Genomic DNA, 22,854 nt, shown 5'->3' on the forward strand with positions numbered 1-22,854 from the left:
CCTTCCATTGCGTCGGGAGGTGGATCGGTGCGTCTCAGGACCCTACGAACGGGGCGTACAGCGGGCCGTACAGCGAGGCGTACAGCCGGAATACAGCGGTGAACGGCGAGCCCTGTTACGGGGATTGACACGTGTGGCGGGAGGGACGGAGGATGCCTGATCGCTCGAAGATCCCTGAGGTAGATCCCTGAGGAGGCTTCAGTTTGCGCGGGGGATGGCTGTGCGCAGGAGCGGGTGTGCTCGTCGTGGGGGCCGCGATCGCGGTCGTACGGATCCGCACGTCCGTGGTGGTGGTGTCGGTACGGGGGGACAGCATGGCCCCGGCCCTGCGGGACGGGGACCGGGTGGTCGTACGGCGCCGGCCGCTGGCCCGGGTGCGCCGCGGCGACGTCGTGGTGCTGAAGCCGCCGCCGACGTCGGAGCGGGACGGCGGGTACGGCACCGACCGGCACGGCGCCGGCTGGAACGTGAAGCGGGTGACGGCGCTGCCGGGCGATCCGGCGCCCGAGGGGACGGCCGGGGCCGCGCCGGGCGAACGGGTGCCGGCGGACGCGCTGGTGGTCCGCGGCGACAACCCGGACAGCATCGACTCCCGGCACCGCGGCTACTACCCCGGCGGCGAACTGCTGGGGACCGTGGTGCGACGGCTCGGCGAGCGCCGGACGCCCGCCGCATGAGCGGAGCCGGTGAGGACACGGCGGACGGCGACGGCCCGAGAGTCCGTACGGTGACGTTCCGCGCGCTCGGGCCGCTCGAACTGCGGGTGGCCGGCGAGCCGGTGGAGATCGGCGCGGACAAGCAGCGGGTGCTGCTGTCGATGCTGCTCGCGCACGGCGGCCGCGCGGTGCCGGTGCCGACGCTGCTGCGGGAGATCTGGGGCGACGAGCCGCCGCGTTCGGCGGTGGCCAATCTGCGCACGTACGTGATGCAGCTGCGCCGGCACCTGCGCCCGGCGGGGGCACGGCTGACCACCTCGCGCCCGGGGTACGTGCTGCGGGTCGACGACGCCGAGTTCGACGTCCCGCGCTTCCGGGCGCGGGTGGCGCGGGCGCGCCGGGCGGCGGCCGAGCAGCGGCTGCCGGCGGCGGCGGAGGCGTACGCGCAGGCGCTGGACCTGTGGCGCGGGGCGCCGCTGGAGGACGTCAGCCAGGGCGTGGCGCTGCGGGCGTTCGCGCAGCACCTCACGGAGGCGTACGTGAGCGCCGTGGAGGAGCTGGTCGAGGTGGAGTCGGCGCTGGGCCGGGAGGGCAGGGTCGTGCAGCGGCTGCGGCAGGTCGTCGCGCTGCATCCGCTGAACGAGCGGCTGCGGGGGCGGCTGATGCTGGCGCTGTACGGCAGCGGGGACGCGGCCGGGGCGCTCGACGCGTTCGACGAGGCCCGCGAGACGCTGCGGGAGGAGCTGGGCATGGATCCCGGCGAGGAGCTGTGCCGCATCCACCGCGCGGTGCTGCGCCGGGACCCGGCGCTCGGGCGTCCGGCGGCGGGTGCGGTGCCGGCCAACGGCTCGGCTTCCACTTCCGCTTCTGGTCCCGTCCCTGCTTCCGGTTCCGTGCCGGCCGGCGGCTCCTGGGCGCCGCCCCGTCAGTTACCCCCGGAGAGCGGCCCGTTCGTGGGGCGGCAGCGGGAGCTGGCGGTCGCGCGGGCGGCGGCGGCCGCCCCCGGCCCGGCCACGACGGTGAGCGCCCCGACGGTCGTCCTGCACGGGCCGGGCGGGTACGGCAAGTCGGCGCTGGCGGTGCGGCTGGCGCACGAGCTGGCGCCGCTGTACCCGGACGGCCAGCTGTACGCCGATCTGGCCGCGGCCGCTCCGGACGGCCGGCCGCCGCGCCCGCACGACCTGGTCGCCGGCTTCCTGCGGGCGCTGGGCGTACCGGCCGCGCAGATCCCCGACTCCCCCGCCGAGGCCGTCCGGCGCTACCGCTCGGCGGTGGCCGGGCGGCGGGTCCTGGTGGTCGTCGACAACGCCCGGGACGCCGCCCAGGTCCGTCCGCTGATCCCCGCCGACCGGGCCTGCGCCGTGGTGGCGACCAGCCGCTCCAGCCTGCCGACGCTCCTCGCCACCCGGATCGCCGTGGGCACGCTCGACGAGGCCGCGTCGGTGCGGCTGCTCGCGCTGACCGGCACGGGCGAGCGGTTCGCCCGCGAGCCGCTCGCGGCCGTGGAGCTGGCCCGGCTGTGCGGCCGGCAGCCGCTGGCGCTGCGCCTCGCGGGCGCGCGTCTGGTCGCCCGCCCGGAGTGGTCGCTGGCCTGCTTCGCCGAGCGGCTGCGGGACCGGGCGCACCGGCTCGACGAGCTGCGGGCGGAGGGGGTGTCGGTGCGCGCCTGCATCGCCGAGAGCTACCGGCAGCTGCTGCGCGCCCCGCTGCCGGCGCGGGTCCGCTCCGTGCGGGCGTTCCAGCTGCTGGGCCTGTACGACCGTGCCGAGTTCGACGTGGCCGACGTCGCGGCGCTGCTCGGCACCGATCCGTACCGGGCGGCCTGCGCCCTGGACGGTCTGGTGGAGGCGCAGCTGGTGGAGCCGGTCACGGAGCGGGTCTTCCGGATGCCCGAGCTGGTGCGGCTGTACGCGGCGGAGGTCGCCGCCCCCGGGCGCGTCCTGCACGCGGCGCCGTCGCCGCTGTGACCGGGCATTCGTGCCTCAGGCCGCCGACGCGCCGTGGCGGGCGAGGGCGAGGACGCCGAGGACGATCAGGGCGAGGCCGGCCAGCTGGGGCAGCAGCCACCAGCCGGAGCGTACGTGCTCCTCGTACAGCAGGATGCCCAGGGCGAGGCTGACGGTGGCGTCGCCGAGGGTCAGCGCGGGCTGGGAGGCGACGAGCGGGCCGCCCTGCATGGCGTGTTCGAGCAGCAGCAGGGCCGCGACGCCGGCCGCGCAGAAGGCGTACGTCTGCCAGCTCGTGAGGAACCCGGTGAGGCCCTGGTCGTCGAGGATGTGCATGGAGGTCTTCATCAGGGCGGCGGTGAGCGCGTAGCAGATCGCCGTGGCGGCCCCGAGACAGCCGGCGCGGGCGCGGCCCGGAGGCCGGCGCAGTCCGGCGGCGGCCAGCGCCACGACGGCGACGCAGCAGACGACGAGCGCCGGCACCCAGCGGTCCAGGGGCACGTGGGTGCGGTTCCCGGCGGGCGCTGCGGCGACCAGGGCGAGGCCGAGCCCGCCGACGACCGCGGCCACGGCGAGCCAGAGCGCGGAGGGCAGCCGCTCCCGGGAGAGCAGGGAGGCGATCAGCAGGGCGAGCGGGAGTTCCAGGACGAACAGCGGCTGGACGAGCGAGAGCGGCCCGGTCGCCAGCGCGGCGGCCTGCCCGATTCCGGCGGCGATCACCGCGAGGATGCCGCCGAGCCAGAGGGGGCGGCGCACGAGGTCGAGGATCAGTCCGGGCCGGAAGCCGTCGGACTGCGGCACGGTGAGCGCGGCGCGCCGCTGCAGCACGGTCGCGAGCGCGTTGCTGACCGCGGCGAACACCGCGAACACGACCGGCAGCACGACACCCATCCCCCGATCCTCGACGCTCCGGGGCCCCGGCGCCCCGCGACGGCACCGGTCGGGCGAATCCCGGGCCGATGGGGGCGAATCCGCGGCCCGGAGCGTGGCGGGGAGCCCTCCGGGTGGTACGTCGTCGGTCATGCAGCCCGCCCCGCCTCCGCCGGTCGCCCCGTTCCTCCGCACGGCCGCCGCCTACGCGTGGCGGGTGCTGGTCGTCGGGGCCCTCGTGTACAGCCTCTTCGCCGTGCTCGGGCGGTTCCACGAGATCGGCGTGGCGGTCTTCCTGGGCCTGGTGATCACCGCTCTGCTGCGGCCGGTGGCCGATGTGGTCGCCCGCGGGCTGCCGCGCCCGGTCGCCGTCGGGCTCACGCTGCTCGGCGGGATCGCGCTGGTCCTGGGAGTGCTGGCGCTGGTCGGGGAGGCGGTGGCGGAGGACCGGACGACGCTGGTGCGGGAGTTCCGGCAGGGGATCGAGCGGATCGAGAACTGGCTGGAGCGGCCGCCGTTCCGCCTGAACCCGGAGGCGTTGTCGGACGTCCAGGGGAAGATCGGGCAGTTCCTGTCGAGTCACCGCTCGACGGTGCTGAGCGAGGCGCTGAGCGGGGCGCACCGGCTGGTGGCGGTGCTGACGACGCTGGCGCTGGCGCTGTTCAGCTCGGTGTTCTTCGTCCACTCCGGGGACCGGCAGTGGGCGTGGTTCACGGGGCAGCTGCCCGCCTCGGTGCGCGAGCGGGTGGGCGTGGGCGGGCGGGCCGCCTGGCGCACGTTCACCGGGTACACGCACGGGATCGTGCTGGTGGCGGCGGTCAACGCGGTGCTGGTCGGTGTCGCGCTGTGGCTGCTCGGCGTGCCGCTCGCGGTGCCGCTGGCGCTCCTGGAGTTCCTGGCCGCGTTCGTGCCGCTGATCGGTTCGCCGATCGCGCTGGCGGTCGCCGCGGTGGTGGCGCTGGCGTCGAAGGGGCCGGTGGTGGCGGGGATCGTGGTGGCCCTGATCGTGGTCATCGGGCAGATCGAGGGCCATCTGCTGCATCCGCTGGTGATGAGCTGGGCGGTGCGGCTGCATCCGCTGGTGGTGGCGGTCTCGGTGGTGGCGGGTTCGATCGCGGCCGGGGTGGTGGGCGCGGTGGTGGCGGTGCCGCTGGTGTCGGTGGCCTGGGCCGTGTACGTCGCCCTGCGGGAGGACCGCAGGGCGACGCGGGAGTGAGAGGGCTCCGGGCCGGGCCGTCAGGCGAGGGTGGTGAGGGCGGTGGTGGCGAAGGCGTGGTCCTGGGCGGGGGCGCCGCCGCCGATGCCGAGGGCGCCGATCAGCCGGCCGTCGCGGTGGACGGGGACGCCGCCGGCGATGAAGAGCAGGGGGCGGTCGAGGGCGGTCGGGAGGCTGTGGAACGGGCCGTCCGGCTTGACCAGGTCGACGAGGTCGGCCGTGGGTGCGTTCAGCTGCAGCGCCGTGTACGCCTTGCGGGTGCTGGTCTCGCCGGCGATGAGCACGGCGCGGTCGTCGCGGCGGAAGGCGAGGAGGTGGCCGCCCGCGTCGAGGACGGTGACGGCGACGGGGACTCCGGCCGCTTCGGCCGCCGTGCGGGCGGCGGTGATCAGGGCCTCGGCGTCCTGGACGGTCAGGGGGGCGACGGCGGGGGCGGCGGTGGTCATGGTGCTTCCTTGGTGCGTTGCGGATGTGCGGAGGGGGGTGCGGGGGCGGGGGTCAGTGGGAGGCCGTGACGGGGACGCGGGCTGCGGCCGGCTCGTGGGGGGCGGCGGCCGGGGCGCGGCGGTCGAGGGCGGCGGAGACGACGGCGAGCAGCAGGGCCGCCCCGGAGAGCAGGGCGCCGACCCAGTTGGGCGCGGTGTAGCCGAGTCCGGCGGCGATCACGATCCCGCCGAGCCAGGCGGCCAGGGCGTTGCCCAGGTTGAAGGCGCCGATGTTGGCGGCGGAGGCCAGGGTCGGGGCGGCCGCGGCCTGGTCGAGGACCCGCTTCTGCAGCGGCGGCACGGAGGCGAAGCCGAGGGCGCCGATCAGGGTGAGGGTGAGCGCGGCGAGGACCTTGTTGTGCGCGGTCGCGGTGAAGGCGAGCAGGGTGCCGGAGAGGGCGGCCAGGCTCACGAACAGCATGGGCATCAGGGCGCGGTCGGCGAGGCGCCCGCCGATGAGGTTGCCGAGGAACATGCCGGCGCCGAGCAGGACCAGCAGCCAGGTGACGGAGCCCTCGGAGTAGCCGGCGATCTCGGTCATCATCGGCGTGATGTACGTGATGGCCGCGAAGACGCCGCCGAAGCCGAGCACGGTCATCGCCATGGCGAGGAGGACCTGGACGTTCTTGAAGGCGGCGAACTCGGCGCGGACGTTCGCGGCCTCGGGCCGGCCCTGTTCGGGCACCAGCCGGGCGACGCCGAGCAGGCCGACGATGCCGAGGACGGCGACGACGCCGAAGGTGACGCGCCAGCCGAGGGCCTGGCCGATGTACGTGCCGCCGGGGACGCCGACGATGTTGGCGACGGTGAGGCCGGTGAACATCAGGGCGATGGCGGAGGCCCGCTTCTGCGGGGCGACGAGACCGGCGGCGACGACGGAGCCGATGCCGAAGAACGCGCCGTGGGCCAGCGAGGCGACGACCCGGCCGGCCAGCATGAGGCCGAAGGTCGGGGCGAGGGCCGAGAGCGTGTTGCCGACCACGAAGAGGCCCATGAGGATCATGAGCATCTTCTTCCGGGACGTCCGGGCGCCCAGGACGGTCAGCAGCGGGGCGCCGAGGACCACGCCGAGGGCGTAGCCGGTGACCAGCCAGCCGGCGGTGGGGATGGAGACGCCGAAGTCGCCGGCGACCTGGGGCAGCACGCCCATGATCACGAACTCGGTGGTGCCGATCCCGAAGGCCCCGATGGCCAGGGCCAGGAGCGCGAGTGGCATGACGATGCACCTTCCAGAAATGCTTGCGCAGGGGAGTTACAGATGACGACAATACTTGCGTGCGCGCATTACTTGCAAGCGGTGGCTATCTGCGCCCGCGAAGGAAGGCGGAGAACACGACGCACCGGCCGCTCCCGGCCTCCGGTGCGGAGGTCGGGAGCGGCCGGTGCGGTCGCGCGGAGGGGCGGGGAGAGGGTCAGCCCTGCGGTTCGCCGATGTTCACCATCCAGGTGATGCCGAAGCGGTCCACGCACATGCCGAAGACGTCGCCCCACATCTGCTTCTCCAGGGGCACGGCCACCGTGCCGCCCTCGGACAGCCGCTCCCAGTAGCCGCGCAGCTCGCTCTCGTCCTCGCCGCTGACGCTGATCGAGAGGGTGTTGCCGGGCTTGAACTCGTTGCCGGGCGGGTTGTCGGCGCCCATCAGCGTGAAGCCGGCGTCGGTCTCCAGCATGGAGTGCATGGTCTTGTCCGCGTACCCGGGAGGCGCCTGCTCGCCGAATTCGGCGTACGTGTGCGACCTGAGCGTGCCGCCGAACACCTCCTTGTAGAACTCCATGGCCTGCTTGGCGTCGCCGTCGAAGGTGAGGTACGGGTTGAGTCGCGAAGGCATCGAGTGCCGCCTCTCGTGTCCTGACAGGGCGTGGCGGGCCGGTCACGGCCCCGAGTCGAGCCTGCGCGAGCCCCGCGGCGCCCGCAACGCGGAGGCCGCCGTCAGCGCCCCAGCACGCCGTCCAGCCACTGCAGGACGTCCGGCGTCACCGGATCGGTGATGTCGGCGAACTCCTCGTGCTTCTTCAGGAACTTCGCCACGTACGGGCACACGGGCACGATCCGCAGCCCCGCGGCGCGCACATCGGTCAGCGCCTCCTGGACGAGGATCCCGGCCAACCCCTGACCGGCGTACGCCTCGTCGGTCTCGGTGTGGAAGAAGACGCGCTGCCCGTCCCGGTCGCGATAGGCCGTGAGGCCGGCGCGCTCGCCGCCGACCAGGATCTCGTAACGGTGCCGGTCCTCGACGTGGCGGACGACGGGGGCGGTGGCCTGCTGGGTCATGACGTGCCTTTCGGTCGACGGTTCTCCCCATGATCCCCGCCCCTCCGGACGCCCCACCCTCCGGGCCCGAAGGCGAGAGCCCTGTCCGTATGATCCGCTGCGGACGGCGACGACGACGAAGGAGTGAACGGTGAGCGAGACCGCGGGCACACCCGTGACGGGTCGGGTCTACCTCGACAAGCAGAGCCCCACGGCGTACCACGCGCTGATGCAGACGGCCGAGGCGGTGCGGACGACCGCCGCCGCGGCGGGACTCGACCGGATCCTGGTGGAGCTCGTCAACCTGCGCGTCTCGCAGATCAACGGCTGCGCGTACTGCCTCGACGTGCACACCCGGGCGGCGCTGCGGGCCGGTGAGACCACGCAGCGCCTGGGGGTGCTCGCCGCCTGGCGCGACACGGAGGTGTTCACCGCCCGGGAGCGGGCCGCCCTGGCCCTGGCCGAGGCGGCCACCTCCCCCGAGGACGCGCTGCTGCAGGAGCGTGCCTACGCCGAGGGCCGGGAGGTGTTCGGGGACGAGGAGCTGTCCGCCGTGCTGTGGGTGGCGATCACGATGAACGCGTTCAACCGGGTGTCGATCCTCAGCAAGCACCCGGTCCGCACCCGCCCCTGACGAAGCGCCGGGTCAGCGCGCGCCGAACACCTGCGTCCAGTAGGGGCCGCCGGCGTCGTGGATCCCGATGCCGATCTCCTTGAAGGAGCAGTTGAGGATGTTGGCCCGGTGGCCGGGGCTGTTCATCCAGGCGTCCATCACGGCGGCGGGGGTGCGCTGGCCCTTGGCGATGTTCTCGCCGTACGTGGACCACTGGTACCCGGCGGCCGTGATGCGCTCCCCCGGGCCGTCGCCGTCGGGGTTGGTGTGGTCGAAGAAGTCCCGGGCCGCCATGTCCTCGGAGTGCCCCTGGGCGGCCTTGTCCAGCAGCGAGTGGCCGGTCACCGGGCCGCAACCGGCCTTCGCCCGCTCGGAGTTCACCAGCGCCACGACCTGCTGGGCGGCCGAGCCTCCGCCGCCGCTGGTCGCCTCGCGCGTGGGGCGGGGCCGCGGCGGCTGCGTGGTGGGGCGGACGGTCGGCGCGACCGTGCGCTTCGGCCTGGCGGGAGGGGTCGCGCTCGGCGACGGCTTCTTCGTGGGCGTCGGGGAGGCGGAGGGGGTGGGGGACGTCGGCGCGGCCGAGGAGGAGGACGCCTCGGCGGGGGCGACCGACAGGCCCGACCCGGCGGCGGGCGCGTCCGCCGCGTCCACGGTGGTCACGTCCTCGTCGGGGCCGCTGCTCAGGTAGAAGGTGCCGCCGGTGACCGCGACCACGGCTATGCCGGCGGCGACCACGGCACGGCGCCGGTCGCGCCTCCGCCGCTCCTGCTGCCGCCTGCGCCGCGCCCCCCGGCCGGCCCGGGCCCCCGCGCCGTCGGCGGACGCGGACGGTGACACGGCGGCCGGCTCCTCCGTCGCGTCGCCTCCGCCGTCGCGGGCGTCGGGGTCCGCGTGGTACGCGGGTGTCTCGTACGTCCCGGAAGGCTCGTGAGTCCCGGAATCCTCGTACATCCCGGAAGGCTCGTACGTCGCGGAGGACACGTACGTCCCGGAAGGCTCGTACGTTCCCGACGTCTCGTACGCGTCATATGCCTGGTACGCCGATGCCGACGCCCCCGCGAGCCCGTACCCGAGCCCGGCCCCCTCGCGTACCGCCGCGAGCAGGGCCGCCGTCGGGGGGACCAGCAGCAGGCCCGCCAGGAGGCCCTCCGCCGGGACGAGGCCGCTCCACACGCCGGCGCAGCGGGCGCAGCCGCGGGCGTGGCGGGCTATTCGCTTGCGCCAGAGCGCCGAGGGGCGGCCGTCCCAGGTGCCGAGCTCGTAGTGGAGCGTCGGGCAGGGCGGGTTCTGCGCGAGGGCGCGGACGACGACGCGGGCCGTCTCCAGCTGCTCCTTCATCCGCTGCACCCGGACCGCCGTGTGCGCGGGAGACAGGTCGAGGGCGACGGCGACCTCGTACCGGGTGAGCTGGCCCGCGCACTCCAGCCACCACAGCGAGAGCAGCGCGCTGTCGTCCGGCTCCAGCCAGCGGGTGGCCTCGGCGGTCTCGCGCCGCTGGCCGGAGAGGTTGAGCCGGACCACGGTCAGGTCGACGAAGTCGCCGCCGGGGTGCGCCAGGTCACGGGCCTCGTCGAGGACGCCGGTGCGCAGGCCGGTCTGCTGCGCGTGCCAGTGGCTGCGGATCGCGTTCATGGCGATGGCGACGAGCCAGGAGCGGAAGCTGTCCGGGGCGCGGAGCGAGGAGAGGCCGTCGAGGGCCCGGAGCATGGTGTCCTGCACGACGTCGTCGACGTCGTGGCCGCCGTGCAGCGCCCTGCCGACGATGTTGTAGACGAGGGGCAGGTACGCGGCGACGAGCTGGTCCCGCGCCCACGGGTCGCCGGCCTGTGCCGCCCTGACCAGTTCCGTGCCGTGCTGTCCGCTCATCCCTGACTCACCCTGCCTGTCGCGCCTGACGTCGTTCCCTGTGTCTGGGAGACCTCGGCGGTCGGGCCGGATAACGGAAAACGCCGAAGAATCTCGTGGACTTGTTCGAGGGAGCATACGGAAGGCGCCCGGCCGGGTTTCGCCGGCCGGGCGCCTCGTCCACGTGATACGGCTCTCAGCCGGCGAGCCTCTGCCACAGGAAGGTGTGCACGAGCGCGTCGTTGTGGGCGTTCTGCTCGTTGTCCGAGGCGCCCGCGTGGCCGCCGCCGGTGTTCTCGTGGAAGAGCACCTCGTGTCCGAGTTCCCGCAGCCGGGCGGCGGTCTTGCGGGCGTGTCCGGGGTGGACGCGGTCGTCGCGGGTGGAGGTCATCAGGAGCACCGGCGGGTAGGGGCGGTCCGCGGCGAGGTGGTGGTACGGGGACAGGTCCCGCAGGTGCGGCAGGTCGGCCGGCTCGTCGGGGTCGCCGTACTCGGCGATCCACGAGGCGCCGGCGAGCAGCTTGTGGAAGCGGACCATGTCGAGCAGCGGCATCTCGGCGACGAGCGCGCCGAACAGCTCGGGGTACCGGGTGAGCATCGCGCCGATGAGCAGTCCGCCGTTGCTGCCGCCCTCGGCGCCGAGCATCGCCGGGGTGGTGACGCCGCGGGCCACGAGGTCCCGGGCGACGGCCGCGAAGTCCTCGAAGGCGCGGTGCCGGTGCGCGCCGAGCGCGGCCTGGTGCCATGCGGGGCCGTACTCGCCGCCGCCCCGGATGTTGGCGATCACGTACGTGCCGCCGCGCTCCAGCCAGGCCCGGCCGGTGACTCCGCTGTAGTACGGGGTGAGGGAGACCTCGAAGCCGCCGTAGCCGTACAGCAGCGCCGGGCCGGGGCCGGTGACGGCACGGTCGGGGCCGATCTCGAAGTACGGGACGCGGGTGCCGTCGTCCGAGACGGCGAAGTGCTGGCGCACCGACAGTCCCGTGGCGTCGAAGCGCGCCGGCGCCTGCTTCAGCTGCTCCGAGCCGGCGCCGATCTCGCCCCGGTACAGCGTGGAGGGCTGCAGGAAGCCGGAGACGTCGAGGAAGTACTCGTCGGAGACGTCGGGGTCGGTGTCGGTGACGCTCACCGCGGACAGCGCCGGCACGTCCGCGAGCGGCTCGCGGGTCCAGCCGTCCGGTCCGGGTGTCAGCACCTCGATGCGGGTGCTGACGTCGCGCATGATCTCCAGGATCAGATGGCGCCGGGTCCAGGACTGGCCGGCGAGGGCGGTGCGCTCGTCGGGGGTGAACAGCGCCTCGGCGGTGCGGTCGCCGGCCAGGAAGGCGTCGAAGTCGAAGGCGAGCAGGGAGCCCGCCGGGTGCCCCAGCCACTCCGACTTGAGCTCGACGATCAGGTGGGTGCGGTGGGCGTACGCCTCGGCGTCGTCCGGCACGTCGATCCGGACCAGCTCCCCGTCGGCGGTCAGCAGATGCGTCTCGCTGTGGAAGAAGTCCAGCGAGCGGCCGACGAAGTCCCGCTCGAAGCCGGGCGTGCTGTCCCGCATGCCCCAGGCGGCCACGTCGCCCTGCTCCGCCTCGAAGACCAGTTCGGCCTTCTCCAGCGGGGTGCCGCGCCGCCAGCGCCGCACCGTGCGCGGGTAGCCGGAGTCGGTGAGCGAGCCCGGGCCGGTGTCGGTGCCGACGAAGACGGTGTCGGCGTCGATCCAGCCGATCCTGGTCTTGGCCTCCGGGACGCGGAAGCCGTCCTCGACGAAGGTCAGCGTGGCCATGTCGAACTCGCGGACCACGACCGCGTCGCCGCCGTCACGGGACAGCAGCACGAGAGCCCGGTCGTACGCGGGGTGCCGGACGCGGGCCCCGGCCCACACCCACTTCTCCCCCTCGGCCTCGGCGAGCGCGTCGACGTCGAGCAGCACCTCCCACTCGGGCTCGTCCTTGCGGTACTGCTCCGGCGTCGTGCGGCGCCACAGGCCGCGGACGTGCTCGGCGTCCTGCCAGAAGTTGTAGAGGTACGCGCCGCGCCGCGTGGTGTAGGGGATCCGGTCCGTGGCGTCCCGCACCTCGCGCAGCCGGGTCTTCAGGCCGGCGAAGCCGGGGTCGGCGACGAGCGCCGCCTCGGTCTCGGCGTTCCGCTCGGCCACCCAGGCGAGGGCGGCCTCGCCCGAGACCTCCTCCAGCCACAGGTACGGGTCGTCATCGCTCACAGGGTGCATGGGGGCATTGTGCCGGACGCCGCTCAGAGCCCGGCCGCGTCCCTCAGCCGGTCGAGGCGGTCCCGCGCGCCGAAGGCGCCGGCCCGCCGCCGTGCCGTGCGCAGGTCGACCAGGCGGGCCAGCTGCGCCACGACGACGTCGAGGGGCGGTCCGCTGGAGGTGAGGTCCTCGGGTTCGGGGTGCATCGAGGCCGGCTTCTGGAGGAAGGGGACGACGAGCCGGTGGTGGTGGAACGAGGACACGGCGCCGTGCCGTACGCAGAGGGCGAGCAGGAGCCGGACGTTCTCGCGCAGCCGGGGCGTCACGGGCCGCTCGTCCGCCTCCCGCAGGAAGACGTCGAGCAGCGGCTCGGCGCGCACCGCCGCGCGCAGGGCGGGCCGGTCCTCGGGCGGCAGGTAGGGCTGCTTCTCCGCGAGCACGGCCTGGTAGAAGGGGTCGTGCGCGGAGCACAGGCCGAGGAGCAGGTCGATGGCGTTGATCGCCGCGAAGTCGCCGGCGTTCGCGCCCCGGTACTCGGCCGCGCCGACGCGGTACGACTTGAAGTACGGCCTGATGTGGAGGAAGAACCGGTCGACGTCGAGGTTCTTGCTCAGGGTCGTCCCGAAGTCCATGGCGTCGTCCAGGCCGGCCAGGGCCTCGCGGAGCAGGTACTCGGTCATGGGGTTGGAGGGCCCCAGGGTCCGGATGCCGCCGAGGGCCGTGGCGGTGCGGCGGTAGGCGAGGGCGGAGAGCGCGTTGTGGACGATGAAGGTGTGCTCGTCGTCGAGCGAGGTGAAGGTGCGCAGCCGGTCGCCGGCCGCGCGGTTGTACTGCGCCTGGTGGGCGAAGACGAAGCGCGGGGCGACGCCGAGGGAGGTGCCGAGGGCGGTCGCGAGCGGCCAGGCGGCGGACTGCGGGCCGTGCGCTCCGTGCGTCGAGCGGGGGGCCGGCGGGCCGTCCGTCTCGTGGCGGCGGCAGGCGGCGAGGTACATGCCGAGCGACCCGAGGAGTTCGTACCGGTCGGCGTCGTCGGCGGCGAGCACGGCGCGGCCGGCGTCGGCGATCCGGCCGATCAGCTCGGCGCCCTCCCGCGCGAGGCGCTGCGCGAGGCCGTCGGCCGCGGCGGCCGCGGGCGCGGTGGGCGTTCGTTCCGTGTAGCCCTCCTCCAGGCGGGTGTTGAGGGCGACGAAGTCGGTCCGGAGCCACTGGTCGAAGGCGTCGACGGATTGGATGCTGTTCACGGGGGCTGACCTCCACGACTGCGGTGCTCGGTGCGGTGCGTGGCTCCATTCGATCTTCCCTATGGTCCGGCGGCCAGTACCATCGGTGGCCTCGTGGACAGGACCAAAGAGACCCAAGAGGGCGCGGATTTCCTCCAGTTGCGGCGCGCGGCCGCTCCGGCGACGGGGCTGACGGGCTGGCTGGTGGACGCGGTGCGCGCGGCGATCGCCGACGGGCGGCTGCGCCCGGGCGCGCGGCTGCCCGCGACCCGGGTGCTGGCGGCGGACCTGCGGCTGTCGCGCGGGGTGGTCGTGGAGGCGTACCGGAGGCTGGCGGAGGAGGGCCTCGTCAGCGGGCGCGCGGGCGGCGGCACGCGGGTCACGGCGATGCCGGCGGTCGAGCCGTGGGAGCCGCGGGGGACGGGCGCTGCGGGCGCGCCGGCCCCTGGTTCCCTGGTGCCGGGTCCGGCCGTTCGGCTCGGCGGGTCGCCGGTGCAGGGGCCGTCCACGAGGCCCGGCGGATCCCCGGTGCCGGGTCCGTCCACGGGGCCCGGCAGTTCCCCGGCGCCCGGGCCGTCCGTGCGGCTCGGCGGGGCGCCGGCCGGCGGGGGCCCGGGAGGCGGACTGCGGCTGCCGCTCGGGGTGTTCGCGCCGGCGGTGGACATCGACCTCTCCCCCGGCCTGCCGGACCTGTCCGCCTTCCCGCGCACGGCCTGGCTGCGGGCCGAACGGCAGGTGCTCGGCGCGACGCCGGCCGCCGAGTTCGCGTACGGCGATCCGCGCGGCTCGCTCGTGCTGCGGCGGGAGCTGGTGGGCTGGCTCGGCCGGGTCCGGGGCGTGCGCGCCGGCCCGGAGGACATCCTCGTGGTGGGCGGCGTCGCCCAGTCGCTCGCCCTGGTCGCGCAGGCGCTGCGGGCCAGGGGCGTCACGGAGGCGGCGGTGGAGGACCCCGGCTCACGGGGCGTCGTGGACACGCTGGAGTACTGGGGCGTGCGGCCGGTGCCCGTCCCCGTGGACGAACATGGCCTGGACGTCGGCGCGTTGACCCGGACCGGCGTCCCGGCCGCGCTGCTGACCCCGGCGCACCAGTTCCCGACCGGGGTGGTGCTCGCGCCGGAGCGCCGCCGCGAGCTGCTCGCCTGGGCGGCCGCCGGCGGGCTGGTCGTCGAGGACGACTACGACGCGGAGCACCGGTACGACCGGGCGCCGGTGCCCGCGCTCCAGGCGTCGGCCCCCGACCGGGTGGTGCACACGGGCAGCGTCTCGAAGACGCTGGCGCCGGGCTTCCGGCTGGGCTGGCTGATCGCCCCGCGGTGGCTGCAGGACGAACTGGTCGCGGCCAAGCACGCCAGCGATCTGGGCTCGCCGGTGCTGCCGCAGCTGGTGCTCGCCCGGCTGATCGCGGGCGGCGACCTGGACCGGCATCTGCGGCTCACGCGAAGCCGGTACCGCGCCCGCCGGGACGCGTTCCTGTCCGCGCTGACCGCGCTGCTGCCCTCCGCGCGCGTCCAGGGGATCGCGGCCGGACTGCACCTGCTGATCACGTTCCCGGAGGCGGCCGGGACGGTCGCGGACACGGAGCTCGCGGACCGCGTGCGGGCCGCGGGGGTGCTGACGCATCCGCTGTCCTGGCACCGCCGTCTGCCCGGCCCGCCGGGTCTGGTCGTCGGCTACGCGGCGCACCCGCCGGACCGGCTGCGCGAGGCCGCGCGGCGCCTCGCTCGGACGGTGGACCGGATCAGGAGCGCCCCGCCGCGCCGGCCCGGCCGCGGCGGGTGAGGCTGCCGGGGCGGGGGAACACCTTGGACTGCTTCACGCTGCCGAAGGCGAAGCTGGACTCGATGGAGGCGATGCCGGGGATGGCGTGGATCCGGGTGCGGACCAGCGTCTCGTACGCCTCCAGGCTCTCGATGACGATGCGCAGCAGGTAGTCGCTGCTGCCGGCCATCAGATAGCAGTCCTGGACGTGGTCGATGAGGCCGATGTGCTTCTCGAAGGCGTTGACCGCGTCGGCGGTGTGCCGTTCCAGGCCGATGCGCACGAAGACGGTGATCGGCAGCCCGTACGCGACCTGGTCGACCATCGCGGTGTAGCCGCTGAGCAGCCCGGCCTCCTCCAGCCGCCGGACGCGGCGCAGGCAGGGCGAGGGAGAGAGACGGACGCGGTCGGCGAGGTCCTGGTTGGACAGCCGGCCGTCCGCCTGCAGCTCGCGGATGATCTGGAGATCCACTTCGTCCATCGTCGCTCCTTGGCAGATTCTGCCCCCACGCTAGGTCTGGAGGGCAGAACTGGCAATCGGCTGCCCCGGCCGAGCTCCTAGGGTTGCTGTCCGGGCGAGGTGCTTCCGCTTTCCGTCCGCCCATTCACCGATGCCCGACGGGGAGGACTGCTTTCGTGGTCGCGACGAACACGGCCGCCGCGGCGGCTCCCGAGGCCCGGCCGGCAGAGGCCGGAGCCCGGCCGGCCGGTTCCGCCGCCCAGCCGCGGGGCCTGTCCGCCCTCCGGCCGACCGCCCGGGTCGCGGGGCCGCTCGCCCTCGGGCTGACCGTGCTGATCTGGGCCGGTTTCGCGCTGAGCGCCCGTGCGCTCGGCTCGTCGACCCTGCTGCCCGCCGACGTGGCCCTGCTGCGGTTCGGGGTGCCGCTGGTGGTCCTGGCTCCGGCGCTGTGGCGTCGGCGCCGCCTCCTGGCGGCGGTACGGCCGGCACCCGCGCTCAAGATCGTCTGCGGGGCGGGGGTGCCGTTCTTCCTGATCGTGATGTACGGCGGCTCGCTCACGTCGGCCGCCTTCGTCGGAGCGATCGTGCCCGGCATGGTGCCGCTGTTCGTCTCCGCCCTGATGGTGGCGGGCGGCCGGGGGCTGCCGCGCGGTGCGCAGTCCGCGGGACTGGCGCTGATCGTGGCGGGCGTCGTCGCGCTGGTGTGGCGGCACACCGCCGCGCTGGACCAGGACGTCCTGCTCGGCGCGGGCGCGCTGCTGGTGGCCAGCGGGCTGTGGGCGCTGTACACCGTGGGCCTGCGGGAGGTGGGGCTGGACCCGGTGGGCTCCATCGGCGTGCTGTGCCTGCCGTCGTTCCTGATCGTCGCGGTGCTCGCGGTCACCGGCGTGCTGCCGACGGGCCTCGGCCGGGCGGCGGGCGGCGACGTGCTGCTGTTCCTCGTCGTCCAGGGCCTGGGCGTGGGGCTGTGCGCGGGGCTGCTGTACGCCTTCGCCATCCGCAGCCTGGGCCCGGAGCGCTGCGCGGTCGTCGGCAGCCTCAGCCCCGTCCTCGTGGTCCTGCTGGCCGTGCCGCTGCTGCACGAGTCGCCGACCCTGTCCGTCCTGATCGGGGTCCCCCTCATCACCTCGGGCGTCGTGCTCGCCAACCGGCGCCCCCGAACCAAGGTCTCCACCGATGCTTGAGCTGCTGCCCGCCCCGCCCGCCGACCCGCTGTGGGACCTCACCGCGGAGTACGCCGCGGACCCGCGCCCGGAGCGCCTGGACCTCGTCCTCGGGGTGTACCGCGACGACTCGGGCACCACGCCGGTCATGGCGGCGGTGCGCGAGGCCGAGACGCGGCTCGCCGAGCGCGCCGTCTCGAAGGAGTACCGGGGCCTGTCCGGGAACCTGCGTTTCAACCGCGCCCTGCAGGACCTGGTCCTGGGCCCGGCCCTGCCCGCGGAGCGGGCCGTGACCGTCCAGACGGTGGCGGGCACGGGCGCGCTGCGCCTCCTGGCCGACCTGGTGCGGCAGACGTACCCGGGCGCCACGGTGTGGATCAGCGATCCCGCGTACGTGAACCACCGCCCGATCCTGGAGGCCGCCGGGCTGACGGTCCGCACGTACGCGCTGGGCGGCGGCGCGGACCTCGTCGACGGGCTGCGCGGGGCGCGCCGGCACGACGTGGTGCTGCTCCAGGGCTGCTGCCACAACCCGACGGGCGTCGACCCGACGCCCGAGGAGTGGCGGGCCCTCGCGGACCTGGCGGCTCGGGAGGGCTGGGTCCCGCTGATCGACCTGGCGTACCACGGTCTGGGCGACGGCCTGGAGCCGGACATGGCCGCCACCCGCATGCTGGCCGCGCGGCTGCCGGAGCTGCTGATCGCGGTGAGTTGCTCGAAGAACTTCGGTCTCTACAGCGACCGCACCGGCTGCGCGATCGTCGTCGGCCCCTCCCGGCGGGGGCTCCGGCAGGTGGAGACGGCCCTGCAGAACGCGGCGCGCACGCTGTACTCGATGCCGCCGGAGCACGGCGCGGCCGTGGTCGCCACGATCCTGGAGGACCCGCGGCTGGCCGCCCTGTGGCGGTCGGAGCTGGAGGCGATGCGCGGCCGGATCGCCGCGAACCGCGAGGGTCTCGCCGCCCGGCTGGCGGCGCTGGGGCGGGAGCGGGAGGCGGCGGAACTCGCCCGCCAGAAGGGCATGTTCTCGATGCTGCCCCTCGATCCGGACGGGATGCGCCGCCTGCGCCGCGGGTTCGCGGTGTACGGCACGTCGGCGGGCCGGATCAACATCGCGGGCCTGGCGCAGGGGCACCTTCCGCGGCTGGCGGACTCCGTGGCCGCCGTGCTGGAGCGCGCGCCGCTGTGCCGGTGACGGGGCTCAGGCCCCGGGGAGCCTCGGGGGCGAGGACAGCGTGGCGGTGACCATGCGGGCGACGGCGTCCTCGTCGAACGTGCCGTCGTAGACGACGCTGCGGAACATCATGGCGCCGGCCCACATCTCCAGGAGCATGACGACGTCGGTGCCGGCGGGGAGGTCGCCCCGTTCGACGGCGCGCTCCAGGACGGTCCGGGCGAGGGCGCGCCGCGGCTCGATGATCTCCTCGCGCAGCCGCCGGCGCAGTTCGGGGTTGCGGGCGGTGTCCGCGAGCAGGGCGGGGAGGACCGACTGCACGTCGGGTGAGCAGTAGAAGTCGGCCAGCGCCCGGCGGGCCACGGCGAGGATCTCCTCGGCGGAGTTCCCGGTCACGTCGACGGGGACGTCCTCGAGCCGGGTGCGCACCGCGTCGAGGACCAGCTCCGCCTTGCCGGGCCAGGACCGGTAGAGCGTCGCCTTGCCGACCTTCGCGTCCGCCGCCACCTCGCCGATGGTGAGGTCCGCGTACCCGACCCGCTCCAGGAGCCGGAGCGTGGACGCGAGGATGCGCTGCCTCGCCTCCAGGTCGCGGCGCTGCGGGCCGGACGGGGCCATGACGCTGTGCAGGGTGCGCTTCTCCCCCATGCCGGGTTCTCCTCTTCGCTCGGTTCCGCCCCCGCCCATTCTTCACCAGGGCCGGCGGCGGACTTCCGTCGCGTCAACTCTCCCGAGGGCACGAGCCGTTCACACGGCGGGAGGTCACCAGAACCTCTGGCCAGAACGAGTCGTCTCGTTCTAGGCTAGCGCTGCCCCAGCACGGTCAAGGCGCCGCACGGCGGGCTGGGCGGGAACCCGCCGCCCCCGGCCTGCGGCTTGCCCCTTCCCGAAAGGCAGCGCACCCCATGACGGCAATCGACGCGGGCGCCCTCCCGCGGTTCGCCTCGCTCGACCCCGTGACCGGCGAGGAGATCGCCACCTTCCCGGTCGACGACGAGCGGGCCGTACGGGAGAAGGTGGCCCGGGCCCGGCGGGCCTCGGAGTCCTGGGACCGCCTCGGCCACGCGGGCCGACGGCCCCTCCTGCTCGCCTGGCGCCGCACGATGGCCCGCCGGCTGCCGGAGATCCTCACGCTGCTGGAGCGCGAGAACGGCAAGGTGAGGGCCGACGCCTTGGTGGAGCTGACGGCGGCGCTCACCCATCTGGACTGGGCCGCGCGCAACTCCCGCAAGGTGCTGCGGCGTCGTCGCGTCCCGTCGGGGCCGTACGGCGAAGCCCTCGACGCCGTTCAGCCCGCGACCAGCTCCTCGAAGAGGCGCCGGAGCTGCTCGTCGGGCCCCACGCCCAGTTCGCTGCGGTGCACGACCACCGCCGTCCGGTACGCCTCGGCCATGCTGCCGCGCTCCCCCAGCGCGTGGTGGGCGCGCATCCGCAGGGCCCAACTGCGGCCGCGCAGCGGGGAGATCGCGAGCAGCCCGTTGAGGTCGCGCAGCGCCGCCCGGGGCTCCCCCAGCCTCAGGTAGGCGGCGGCCAGGTCCTCCACGGCGCGCATCCGCTCCTCCTCCAGGTGGCCCAGCCAGCCCGCGAGGGGGCCGTGCCGCGGCACCCCGACGGCGGCCCCGTCCCCGTCCCACAGCCCCAGCGCGGAGGTGAGCAGGTCCGCGGCCTCCGCGCTGTCGCCCGCGCGCAGCGCGGCGCGGCCTTCGGCGGCGCGGTCCAGGAACATCAGATGGTCGCAGCGGTCCGCCGCCACCTCCAGCACGTAGCCGCCGCCTCCGCCGACGAGGTCGGCGCCGCGCTTCAGCCGTCGGCGCAGCACGCTGGCGTGCGTACGGACATTGGCCACCGCCGACAGGGGCGGCTCCCCGTCCCAGAGGGCCTCGACCACCCGGTCCACGGTGACCGTGCGGTTCGCCTGCAGCAGCAGGGTCACCAGCAGGGCACGCGTCTTGCCCCCGCCGACCTCGGTCGCGGCCCCCGACCGCGCATCGCCCTGACGTACTCGTCCCAGCACGCGAAACGTCGCTTCCACGGCACCCCCATTCCACCGGACCCGCACGTGCGGTCCGGCCGGCTTGAACGATGCACCGGGCGGGGGCGGCTTAGCAAGATCCTTGCATCATCTTGCAGAAAACTCTTGCAGCTGAGGGGATGTGACGGGGCGTCGGCCGGTGGCCATGCGGCGCACCACGACCCCCAGCACGCGGTCACCCGGGACGGCGCCCATCTGGCGGGAGTCGACGCTCGCGGCCGCGTTGTCCCCCAGGACCGCGATCATGCCGTCGGGCAGCCGCCCGTGCCGGTCGGCGCAGGCGGCGGGCCAGGGCTGTCCCGGCAGGGCCGCCAGGCGCTTGACCATCCAGCCGCGCCGCTCGGGCGGCTCGTCCGCGTCGGGCCAGGTCCAGTCGGGCCGCGCCACGGGCGGCACCGGGCTCTCCACCACCACGAGGTCCCCGACGGACAGGCGCCCGAGGCCGCGGCGGCGGACCAGCACCACATCCCCGTCGCCCAGGGTCGGCGCCATGCTGGAGCCCTCGACGGTGACCACGACCAGGCGCCGCCGCACCCGGCGCACCAGCCAGGCGCAGGCCAGCGCCGCGGCCAAGGCCCCGCCTGCGGCGGCGAGTCCGCCCGTACCGGCGGGGATCACCGCGCCACCGCCCCCGCGTCGGCGTACCCCTCCGCCTGCCGCCGGAAGAGCGCCGCGTACCGGCCGTCCCGGCGCATCAGGGCGTCGTGGTCGCCCTGTTCGACGACCTCGCCGCCGCGCAGCACGACGATCAGGTCGGCGCCTCGGACGGCGTTGAGCCGGTGCGAGACGAGCAGGCTGGTGCGGCCCTCACGGTGCGCGAGGAGCAGGTGGTGGATCTCGTGCTCGGCCTCGGGGTCGAGCCCGGAGCTCGGCTCGTCGAGGATCAGCAGGTCGGCGTCCCGGCGGAGCAGGGCGCGGGCGAGACCGACGCGCTGCCACTGGCCGCCGGACAGCTCGACGCCGTCGTCGTCCTGCGCCCCGTCCTCGGTGAAGGTCCGCGACAGCATGGTGTCGTAGCCGCGCGGCAGGGCCGCGAGGGTCTCGTGCATGCCGGTCCGGGCCGCCGCCTCGCGGATCCGCGCCGTGTCGTCGACGTGCCGCACGTCCCCGAGCCCGATGTTCTCGGCCGCCGAGAGGTCGTAGCGCATGAAGTCCTGGAAGATGCCGCTCATCCGGCGGCGCAGTTCCCCGGGATCCAGTTCGCGGATGTCCGTGCCGTCCCAGCGCACCGAGCCGCGTACGGGGTCGTAGAACCGGCACAGCAGTTTGACGAGGGTGCTCTTGCCGGCGCCGTTGTCGCCGACGAGCGCCACCGTGCCGCCCGCCGGGATGGTCAGGTTCACTCCGCGCAGCACCCAGTCGTGCTGCTCGGAGTAGCGGAACCACACGTCCCGCAGCTCGACCCCGTGGGTCAGCGGCCCGGCGGGCAGCGGTTCGGCGGGCACCGGCAGGTCGGGCGGCTGGGTGGTCGTCTCCAGGTAGTGCCCGAAGAGGAGCAGGTGCTGATGGGTGACCGCCACCATGAGCGCGGTCGTCGCCAGACCGCCCTGCACCGCGGCCACACCGGAGAGCAGCAACGCCACGTCGCCGAGGCTCAGTTGACCACGGGCGACCGCGCCGACGGCCCACAGGAGCGCGCCGGCCCCGGTCGCGGCGGCCACCAGGGCCGGGGCGGTCTGCGCGAGGGCGGCACGCCGGTCGAGCCTGCCGTGAGTGGCGTTGATGGCCCGGCGGTCGCGGCGCATCTTGCCGCGCAGGTGGTCGCCGATGCCGAACAGGCGTATCTCCTTGGCCGTTTGCACGCTGCCCAGCAGGTGGGCGTAGAACGACTCGCGCCGCTCCAGCGGGCTCACCGTCAGGGCGGTGCCGACCCGGGCGCGGGCGAGCCGGACCTCGGTGAGCAGCGCGGGCACGGCGGAGAGCAGGACGGCCAGGGCGAGCCACGGGTTCAGCAGCACCAGCGACACAGAGAACCCGGCGATCGTCACGACGGTCCTGGCCAGCCCGACGGCGCTGGCGACGATCTGCGGCGGGGTGTCCTGGCCGCACTGCTGGGCCAGGCGGAGCCGGTCGAGCGCCGCCGGGTCCTCGAACCGGCCCAGTCCGGTGAGCCCGTTCACGGCGGCGTACAGCCGGTCCTGCGCCAGCAGTCCGACCCTCCGCCCGAGTTCGGCGCGCAGCAGCTGCGTGACGTGCGGCAGGACGGAGGCGGCGACGCCGACGCCGGCGAGGGCGACGGCGGGCGCCAGGACGGACGGGGTGCCCGGGGCCGCCAGGGTGTCGAGGACCGTCTTGGTCAGCCAGGCGGCGAGCACCGGCAGGGCGGCCTCCACGACGGCGGTGAGCAGCACCCCGGCCAGCGGCCCGGGTGCGGCGCGGACCGCCAGCGCGACCACGGCGCGCAGCGCGTCGGCCCGGCGGCCCGCCCGGCTCACGCGACGCCCGCCGGGCGGGGTGCGCCGAGGGCGGTCAGGTCGCCGCCCACCTCGTGGATGCGGCCCTGCTCGTCGATCGCGCAGACGGCGGGGAAGCCCTGGACCCCGCAGGCCGCGGACACGGTACGAGCGTGCTCGCCGTCCACGACGGTGGCGAACTCCTCCAGGAGCGCCACGTACTGGCGTGCCTCGGCCGGGTCCTCGCCGGGCATGACGACGGCGAGCACGCGCTCGGCGGGCAGTCCGGCGTCCTCGACGGCCCGGGTGAAGCGCGGCAGGAGCGCGGCGCAGGGAGGGCAGCCGGGCGACAGGAACGCCAGGACGGTGCCGGGCGTCAGCGCGGCGCGGCCGACGGGGGCGCCGGAGGTCGTGGTGACCGCGAAGTCGTCCACGGCCCCGGACACGGTCGCCGGGCCGCCGGCGCCGGCCCGCGTCAGGGTGCGCAGCCGGCGGACGATGCCGTAGCTGAGGACCAGGTTGAACAGGCAGAGCACGGCGAGCAGCCCCGTGAGGGCGTCCGACACATCCATGAGAAC

At 74.9% G+C, this 22,854-nt stretch carries 21 protein-coding genes and 1 pseudogene; 8 read left to right on the forward strand and 14 right to left on the reverse strand.

Translation table 11 applies throughout. The features are described from left to right. Window positions 1-236 precede the first annotated feature (236 nt). Both ACNJ93_RS02775 and ACNJ93_RS02780 read left to right on the forward strand, forming a co-directional pair. A complete protein-coding gene (locus ACNJ93_RS02775; protein WP_418955696.1) occupies window positions 237-677 on the forward strand; it encodes a S26 family signal peptidase in 441 nt (146 codons plus the stop codon). Then, window positions 674-2,623: a BTAD domain-containing putative transcriptional regulator gene (locus ACNJ93_RS02780; protein WP_418955697.1), complete on the forward strand. Its 1,950-nt coding sequence runs from the start codon at window positions 674-676 to the stop codon at window positions 2,621-2,623. The genes ACNJ93_RS02775 and ACNJ93_RS02780 overlap by 4 nt, the downstream gene beginning before the upstream one ends. 15 nt (window positions 2,624-2,638) lie before the next feature. On the opposite strand, the gene ACNJ93_RS02785 is transcribed toward ACNJ93_RS02780, so the two are convergent. Then, a complete protein-coding gene (locus tag ACNJ93_RS02785) occupies window positions 2,639-3,493 on the reverse strand; it encodes a DMT family transporter (protein ID WP_418955698.1) in 855 nt (284 codons plus the stop codon). A 130-nt stretch (window positions 3,494-3,623) separates the two neighbouring features. On the opposite strand from ACNJ93_RS02785, the gene ACNJ93_RS02790 reads away from it, so the two are divergent. Beyond that, window positions 3,624-4,688, forward strand: a complete 1,065-nt coding sequence (locus ACNJ93_RS02790; protein ID WP_418955699.1) for an AI-2E family transporter — start codon at window positions 3,624-3,626, stop codon at window positions 4,686-4,688. A 20-nt stretch (window positions 4,689-4,708) separates the two neighbouring features. On the opposite strand, the gene ACNJ93_RS02795 is transcribed toward ACNJ93_RS02790, so the two are convergent. From ACNJ93_RS02795 to ACNJ93_RS02810, 4 genes are all read right to left on the reverse strand, one after another. Next, on the reverse strand, window positions 4,709-5,134 hold the full coding sequence (locus ACNJ93_RS02795; RefSeq protein WP_418955700.1) for a GlcG/HbpS family heme-binding protein: 426 nt from the start codon (window positions 5,132-5,134) through the stop codon (window positions 4,709-4,711). A 52-nt stretch (window positions 5,135-5,186) separates the two neighbouring features. Beyond that, window positions 5,187-6,389, reverse strand: a complete 1,203-nt coding sequence (locus tag ACNJ93_RS02800) for an MFS transporter (RefSeq protein ID WP_418955701.1) — start codon at window positions 6,387-6,389, stop codon at window positions 5,187-5,189. 196 nt (window positions 6,390-6,585) lie between these two features. Then, on the reverse strand, window positions 6,586-7,002 hold the full coding sequence (locus ACNJ93_RS02805) for a VOC family protein (RefSeq protein WP_418955702.1): 417 nt from the start codon (window positions 7,000-7,002) through the stop codon (window positions 6,586-6,588). 101 nt (window positions 7,003-7,103) lie between these two features. After that, complete coding sequence (locus ACNJ93_RS02810; RefSeq protein ID WP_418955703.1) at window positions 7,104-7,445, reverse strand: GNAT family N-acetyltransferase; 342 nt, start codon at window positions 7,443-7,445, stop codon at window positions 7,104-7,106. Between the two features lie 130 nt (window positions 7,446-7,575). Between ACNJ93_RS02810 and ACNJ93_RS02815 the strand changes: the two genes are divergently transcribed. Next, window positions 7,576-8,058 (forward strand): carboxymuconolactone decarboxylase family protein, encoded by a 483-nt coding sequence (locus ACNJ93_RS02815; RefSeq protein WP_418955704.1) that lies wholly within the window; start codon window positions 7,576-7,578, stop codon window positions 8,056-8,058. Window positions 8,059-8,070: 12 nt separating this feature from the next. Here the strand turns inward: ACNJ93_RS02815 and ACNJ93_RS02820 are convergent, their stop codons facing one another. The 3 genes from ACNJ93_RS02820 to ACNJ93_RS02830 all read right to left on the reverse strand — a co-directional run bounded on the left by ACNJ93_RS02820 (window position 8,071) and on the right by ACNJ93_RS02830 (window position 13,317). Then, the gene (locus ACNJ93_RS02820; RefSeq protein ID WP_418955705.1) at window positions 8,071-9,903 is read right to left on the reverse strand and encodes a sigma-70 family RNA polymerase sigma factor; all 1,833 of its coding nucleotides are present in this window, start codon (window positions 9,901-9,903) and stop codon (window positions 8,071-8,073) included. A 175-nt stretch (window positions 9,904-10,078) separates the two neighbouring features. Next, window positions 10,079-12,097: a prolyl oligopeptidase family serine peptidase gene (locus ACNJ93_RS02825; RefSeq protein WP_418955706.1), complete on the reverse strand. Its 2,019-nt coding sequence runs from the start codon at window positions 12,095-12,097 to the stop codon at window positions 10,079-10,081. 23 nt (window positions 12,098-12,120) lie between these two features. Beyond that, complete coding sequence (locus ACNJ93_RS02830) at window positions 12,121-13,317, reverse strand: monodechloroaminopyrrolnitrin synthase PrnB family protein (protein ID WP_418955707.1); 1,197 nt, start codon at window positions 13,315-13,317, stop codon at window positions 12,121-12,123. A gap of 93 nt (window positions 13,318-13,410) precedes the next feature. Here ACNJ93_RS02830 and ACNJ93_RS02835 point away from each other — a divergent pair, with 93 nt between their 5' ends. Continuing rightward, the gene (locus tag ACNJ93_RS02835; protein ID WP_418955708.1) at window positions 13,411-15,075 is read left to right on the forward strand and encodes a PLP-dependent aminotransferase family protein; all 1,665 of its coding nucleotides are present in this window, start codon (window positions 13,411-13,413) and stop codon (window positions 15,073-15,075) included. On the opposite strand, the gene ACNJ93_RS02840 is transcribed toward ACNJ93_RS02835, so the two are convergent. After that, entirely contained in the window at window positions 15,035-15,535 is a 501-nt protein-coding gene (locus ACNJ93_RS02840; RefSeq protein ID WP_418955709.1) for an Lrp/AsnC family transcriptional regulator, read from the reverse strand. The two genes, ACNJ93_RS02835 and ACNJ93_RS02840, sit on opposite strands and share 41 nt — an antisense overlap. A gap of 155 nt (window positions 15,536-15,690) precedes the next feature. Between ACNJ93_RS02840 and ACNJ93_RS02845 the strand changes: the two genes are divergently transcribed. Then, window positions 15,691-16,698, forward strand: coding sequence for an EamA family transporter (locus tag ACNJ93_RS02845; RefSeq protein ID WP_418955710.1), 1,008 nt, complete (start codon window positions 15,691-15,693; stop codon window positions 16,696-16,698). Beyond that, window positions 16,691-17,872 (forward strand): aromatic amino acid transaminase, encoded by a 1,182-nt coding sequence (locus ACNJ93_RS02850; RefSeq protein WP_418955711.1) that lies wholly within the window; start codon window positions 16,691-16,693, stop codon window positions 17,870-17,872. The genes ACNJ93_RS02845 and ACNJ93_RS02850 overlap by 8 nt, the downstream gene beginning before the upstream one ends. Before the next feature lie 6 nt (window positions 17,873-17,878). On the opposite strand, the gene ACNJ93_RS02855 is transcribed toward ACNJ93_RS02850, so the two are convergent. Next, window positions 17,879-18,499 (reverse strand): TetR/AcrR family transcriptional regulator, encoded by a 621-nt coding sequence (locus tag ACNJ93_RS02855; protein ID WP_418955712.1) that lies wholly within the window; start codon window positions 18,497-18,499, stop codon window positions 17,879-17,881. Between the two features lie 257 nt (window positions 18,500-18,756). Between ACNJ93_RS02855 and ACNJ93_RS02860 the strand changes: the two are divergent. Further along, window positions 18,757-19,113 (forward strand): annotated as a pseudogene (locus ACNJ93_RS02860) (aldehyde dehydrogenase family protein); the annotation flags it as partial. A gap of 26 nt (window positions 19,114-19,139) precedes the next feature. Here the strand turns inward: ACNJ93_RS02860 and ACNJ93_RS02865 are convergent. The 4 genes from ACNJ93_RS02865 to ACNJ93_RS02880 all read right to left on the reverse strand — a co-directional run bounded on the left by ACNJ93_RS02865 (window position 19,140) and on the right by ACNJ93_RS02880 (window position 22,848). Then, complete coding sequence (locus ACNJ93_RS02865) at window positions 19,140-19,865, reverse strand: AfsR/SARP family transcriptional regulator (protein WP_418961294.1); 726 nt, start codon at window positions 19,863-19,865, stop codon at window positions 19,140-19,142. Window positions 19,866-19,970: 105 nt separating this feature from the next. Next, the gene (locus tag ACNJ93_RS02870; RefSeq protein ID WP_418955713.1) at window positions 19,971-20,501 is read right to left on the reverse strand and encodes a S26 family signal peptidase; all 531 of its coding nucleotides are present in this window, start codon (window positions 20,499-20,501) and stop codon (window positions 19,971-19,973) included. After that, window positions 20,498-22,318 carry an ABC transporter ATP-binding protein gene (locus tag ACNJ93_RS02875; protein ID WP_418955714.1) on the reverse strand — a complete coding sequence of 607 codons (1,821 nt, stop codon included), beginning with the start codon at window positions 22,316-22,318 and terminating at the stop codon, window positions 20,498-20,500. Before ACNJ93_RS02875 ends, ACNJ93_RS02870 begins: the two co-directional genes overlap by 4 nt. Beyond that, window positions 22,315-22,848 (reverse strand): TlpA disulfide reductase family protein, encoded by a 534-nt coding sequence (locus tag ACNJ93_RS02880; RefSeq protein ID WP_418955715.1) that lies wholly within the window; start codon window positions 22,846-22,848, stop codon window positions 22,315-22,317. Before ACNJ93_RS02880 ends, ACNJ93_RS02875 begins: the two co-directional genes overlap by 4 nt. Window positions 22,849-22,854: the final 6 nt, after the last annotated feature.

The organism is Streptomyces tritici (assembly GCF_048500665.1).
Lineage (GTDB): Bacteria > Actinomycetota > Actinomycetes > Streptomycetales > Streptomycetaceae > Streptomyces > Streptomyces tritici.

Excerpts from the sequence above, each read along its gene's own strand:
- ACNJ93_RS02780 (WP_418955697.1), top strand. The coding sequence starts at position 674 with ATGAGCGGAGCCGGTGAGGACACGGCGGACGGCGACGGCCCGAGAGTC.
- ACNJ93_RS02785 (WP_418955698.1), bottom strand. The coding sequence starts at position 3,493 with ATGGGTGTCGTGCTGCCGGTCGTGTTCGCGGTGTTCGCCGCGGTCAGC.
- ACNJ93_RS02790 (WP_418955699.1), top strand. The coding sequence starts at position 3,624 with ATGCAGCCCGCCCCGCCTCCGCCGGTCGCCCCGTTCCTCCGCACGGCC.
- ACNJ93_RS02795 (WP_418955700.1), bottom strand. The coding sequence starts at position 5,134 with ATGACCACCGCCGCCCCCGCCGTCGCCCCCCTGACCGTCCAGGACGCC.
- ACNJ93_RS02800 (WP_418955701.1), bottom strand. The coding sequence starts at position 6,389 with ATGCCACTCGCGCTCCTGGCCCTGGCCATCGGGGCCTTCGGGATCGGC.
- ACNJ93_RS02805 (WP_418955702.1), bottom strand. The coding sequence starts at position 7,002 with ATGCCTTCGCGACTCAACCCGTACCTCACCTTCGACGGCGACGCCAAG.
- ACNJ93_RS02810 (WP_418955703.1), bottom strand. The coding sequence starts at position 7,445 with ATGACCCAGCAGGCCACCGCCCCCGTCGTCCGCCACGTCGAGGACCGG.
- ACNJ93_RS02820 (WP_418955705.1), bottom strand. The coding sequence starts at position 9,903 with ATGAGCGGACAGCACGGCACGGAACTGGTCAGGGCGGCACAGGCCGGC.
- ACNJ93_RS02825 (WP_418955706.1), bottom strand. The coding sequence starts at position 12,097 with ATGCACCCTGTGAGCGATGACGACCCGTACCTGTGGCTGGAGGAGGTC.
- ACNJ93_RS02840 (WP_418955709.1), bottom strand. The coding sequence starts at position 15,535 with ATGGACGAAGTGGATCTCCAGATCATCCGCGAGCTGCAGGCGGACGGC.
- ACNJ93_RS02850 (WP_418955711.1), top strand. The coding sequence starts at position 16,691 with ATGCTTGAGCTGCTGCCCGCCCCGCCCGCCGACCCGCTGTGGGACCTC.
- ACNJ93_RS02855 (WP_418955712.1), bottom strand. The coding sequence starts at position 18,499 with ATGGGGGAGAAGCGCACCCTGCACAGCGTCATGGCCCCGTCCGGCCCG.
- ACNJ93_RS02880 (WP_418955715.1), bottom strand. The coding sequence starts at position 22,848 with ATGGATGTGTCGGACGCCCTCACGGGGCTGCTCGCCGTGCTCTGCCTG.